3 protein-coding genes are annotated in these 3,878 nt (G+C 42.4%); 1 reads left to right on the top strand and 2 read right to left on the bottom strand.

Features of this window, described 5'->3' with window-relative positions; all coding sequences use genetic code 11:
• Positions 1-175 precede the first annotated feature (175 nt).
• A complete protein-coding gene (locus tag F6K20_RS28125; RefSeq protein WP_287296875.1) occupies positions 176-1,627 on the top strand; it encodes a BCD family MFS transporter in 1,452 nt (483 codons plus the stop codon).
• A gap of 449 nt (positions 1,628-2,076) precedes the next feature.
• Here the strand turns inward: F6K20_RS28125 and F6K20_RS28120 are convergent, their stop codons facing one another.
• Together F6K20_RS28120 and F6K20_RS28115 are read right to left on the bottom strand one after the other, a co-directional pair.
• Positions 2,077-2,508: a hypothetical protein gene (locus F6K20_RS28120; RefSeq protein WP_287296873.1), complete on the bottom strand. Its 432-nt coding sequence runs from the start codon at positions 2,506-2,508 to the stop codon at positions 2,077-2,079.
• Positions 2,505-3,878 (bottom strand): tetratricopeptide repeat protein (locus tag F6K20_RS28115; protein WP_287296872.1); only part of this gene is annotated, 1,374 nt, incomplete at its 5' end. The genes F6K20_RS28115 and F6K20_RS28120, both read right to left, overlap by 4 nt.

The raw sequence follows: 3,878 nt of genomic DNA, 5'->3' as shown, positions 1-3,878 counted from the left end.
CTATAGCATTTACCTATAGCATATGCAAATCGATCATGAAACCCAATGCTAATTTCTCATAACACTGAACAATCCTCGGATCTCTTTCCTACTATTCCCGATTCCCGATTCCCGATTCCCGATTCCCGATTCCCGATTCCCGATTCCCTCTCTCCCCTAAACTAAAACTCTACCGATGAAAACCAGTAATTTAGGCAAGTCTGAGCTTCCCTCCTCAGCAAAGCACCAAACACTTCCCAAGATTAATCTATTTACCATGTTCCGGCTTGGTCTATTCCAGATGGGATTAGGGATCTTGGCAGTGCTCACCCTAGGAGTGCTCAACCGAGTGATGATCGACGAGCTAGGTATTCCAGCCTCAATTACCGCGAGCCTCCTAGCCATTTCGCTGTTTGTTGCCCCAGCCCGGGTATGGTTTGGTCAGCTCTCGGATACCAAACCCGTCTTGGGATATCACCGTACTGGTTACGTCTGGATGGGAAGCGGGTTATTTATGATTATCCTATCCTTAGCGGTACAAATCACTTGGCAATTGGGCAATGTCGTCGAAGGGGCTGGAGGTTGGACATGGTCAATTCCAGCTTATAGTTGGGTCGCTCTTGGGGCTCTAGTTTTTGGTCTATACGGTCTAGCCCTAAGTATGAGTTCCACTACCTTTTTTACCTTATTAGTGGATATTTCTGATGAAGACAACCGTGGCAAATTAATCGGTATTATCTGGTCAATGATGACTGTAGGTATTGCGATTGGGGGCATCAGCAGCAAAATTTTGCTGAAGGGATTAGATAATATTGATACATCCCTGGAAGTATTGCGGTCATCGATTACTGGGCTGTTTGTGTTCGTACCCTTAATGGTGTTCGGGCTAGCGGTATTAGCCACCTTTGGAATCGAGAAAAAATACTCGCGCTATTCTTCCCGTTCTATCCTAGCGAATCGCGAAGACCAGATTACCTTGGGCCAATCCCTAAAACTATTAACTGCTAGTCCCCAAACTGGCCTGTTTTTCACCTTTTTGGTGATCATGACCATCAGCCTATTTCTCCAGGAAGCAGTGCTAGAACCCTATGGGGGAGAGGTCTTTAATATGTCAATTCCTGAAACCTCTCTACTGAATAGCTTCTGGGGGATTGGGATGTTGATGAGCTTGAGCGCGACTGGCTTTTTCCTAATTCCCAATTTGGGTAAGCGCAAAACCACTCAATTAGGCTGTCTAGCGGTATCTATCTGCTTTATCTTGATTATTATGTCAGGATTTACGGAAAATTCTCAGCTATTCCAGGGAACCTTACTCTTATTTGGTTTCTCTGCTGGTATCGCTACCACAGGGGCTCTCAGTTTGATGTTAGACCTAACCGCAGCAGAAGCGGCTGGCACCTTTGTGGGAGCATGGGGATTAGCCCAAGCCATGGCACGAGGCATAGCAGTAGCCAGCGGTGGTGTGATCCTTGATGTAGGCAGAGCAATTTTTTCCACCCCAGTCTTGGCTTATGGTGTCGTGTTTGCTCTCCAATCCGCAGGGATGATAGTAGCAATTTGGTTCCTAGGTAAAGTGAATTTTCAGGAATTCCAGGATAATGCTAAACATGCGATCGCTGCTGTGATGGAAGGGGATTTGGATGGTTGAAGGCAGAATTTAGAATTTAGAATTTAGAATGAAGAATGAAGAATGAAGAATGAAGAATGAAGAATGAAAAATCTAGAATTCTAACTTCTAACTTCTAACTTCTAACTTCTAACTTCTAACTTCTAACTTCTAAAATGCGATCGCTTTCTTGGTGCGCGTTCCCTATTGAGGTAAAAAGTCAGCTCAGATGAATTGTAGGGTGGGCAAAAACATTTTGGTTCACATCAGTCTTCTAGATAAGATAACTTTGCCCACCCTACTTTAATTGGTATTTTTTTTATAAGCAAGTCCCTAAAAAGTCAGCTCAGATTAATTGTAGGGTGGGCAGTGGGTACTTTGGCGATGGCAAGCACATGACTCGGTTTGATGCACTGCCCACCCTACATCTACTGTATGCACTTGACGAAATCCTGCGCTATATGCTACCTTTCCACTGTAGAAAGCTCGGGCTACCTGGAACCAGTACCAGCATCCTTGCTATCACCAAATGGACCAAGACCATCATTAGGAGGGTAGAAGCCACCCTTCTTCGGAGGGTTTCCGCTAAATGGGTTGATTGGTCGCTCACAACCATTATTCACGCCCACCAAAATACCTTCAGGTATAGTCCATTCAGGTATAGTCCATTTGTTGTTGTTGTTGTTGTTGTGGCACTCAATGACTACATAAGCTCCCTTATCTATTCTTAGTAAGTCACCACGATAAAGTTCTTCACCTATCGATACAGGAATGGAAACGTTTTCAGATAAGCGGAAGATCTTACCCACTCCCTGAGCTGTGTCCACAGTTCCTAGAGGTAATTGATCGGCAATAAGTTTATTGGTAAAACCTTGTGCAACGGTAATACCAACGATTGTAAAAGCAGCTACTATGTGTTTCATTGTTTATTGGGCAACTGTTTAGTTAACCCAGTTTCTAAGCGCTGTCTAGCTTGGTCAATCCATTGGTCTTGATCTATATTATAACTGGAGGAATATCCCAGGCAATATCTCCAATTATTCATTATTTCCGTGTTTTTTTCACCTGCTTCTTCTAGTACCTGGGCTAGCAAACAGTAAGCTGGAGCCTTTTCCTTATCTAAATTAATAGCATCCTGGAGATGACGTTTTGCCTCAGCATAGCGATTTTGTTTTAGCCGAGCCCACCCCAGGTTTTTCAGTAAATAGTATTTCACTTGATCATTGTCAGTATTTTCAATTAGGTCTAGACCTCGTAGTAATAAAGAACTAGCTTGATAATATTTTTCGTCGAGAATATACATTCTTCCTAAGTTATTATAAGCAACTTCAAAGTCATCTTGGACAGCAATTTTGTATTCAGATAAAGCCTTTTTATTTTCTTGTAGTTCCTCATAAACTAATCCTAATTTATAATGAGGTTCAACGTCATCAGGATTAAGGAAGAGTGCTCGTTTGTAGCTTGATATGGCGGCAGCAAATTCCGGAGGACTATTTTCAACAATGTATCGATCACCAAGATTTTTGTAAAAAACGGCAATCTGAGGTAATGACAAACGAAAGGTAACAGAAATTAGTAAAATACTGAAGGCAATGCCACAACTTACTTCTTCCCAAAAATATTTAGGAATATTTAAACGGGTAAGAGCACGTTTGATTGACTCCTGTCCAGGTTTTGTTAAAGCGCTTCTACCGGCCAATAGTGTTAGGACGCTCTGAGTAGCAGTAACAAAAGCCCCTAAGGTCTCTGGTCCACCAGTCAGAAAGCGTGAGGAAATGTCTACTGTTAAGCTCAACGACGATGTTAGAAATACAACGGTCAGTATTTTCCATAGCCAGTCAAGATAATCCCATCGATGCTTTGGAGGTTTGAAGAACCACCACCAAGCGTCTACTTTAGGGTTCAAAATAGAATGCCATTCAGTTAGATCTACTACTGTGGTAATCTTATTAGTCTCTTGCTTTAATCGGTTATCTAGATCGTTAACCTTAATCAAGCTTCCTGTAGGAATCTGTGATTGATTGCTTAATTCTGCTTGAACCGTATCACGAGCAGTCAAAACTTCTAGAACTATTTCTTTTGATGGCGAGCGGAAGGATCCCACTTTGGAAGAAACATACCGCATTAAGCTGTATGATCGTGATTCTACCGCCCACTTAAAAAGATATATTTGCCAAAATGGGATGCTCCCTGACGAGCTAGCGTCTTCAAGTGTAGTAAGTGCATGAGTATAACGTTGAATAGCAGACTCTAACTTTGATATAGCAGAGTTAGTCTTAGGAGTTTCTTCTGG

Source organism: Moorena sp. SIO2C4 (assembly GCF_010672485.1).
GTDB lineage: Bacteria > Cyanobacteriota > Cyanobacteriia > Cyanobacteriales > Coleofasciculaceae > Moorena > Moorena producens.
Note: the sequence above shows the minus strand (reverse complement) of the source record. Positions and strands in the feature narration are given on the sequence as shown.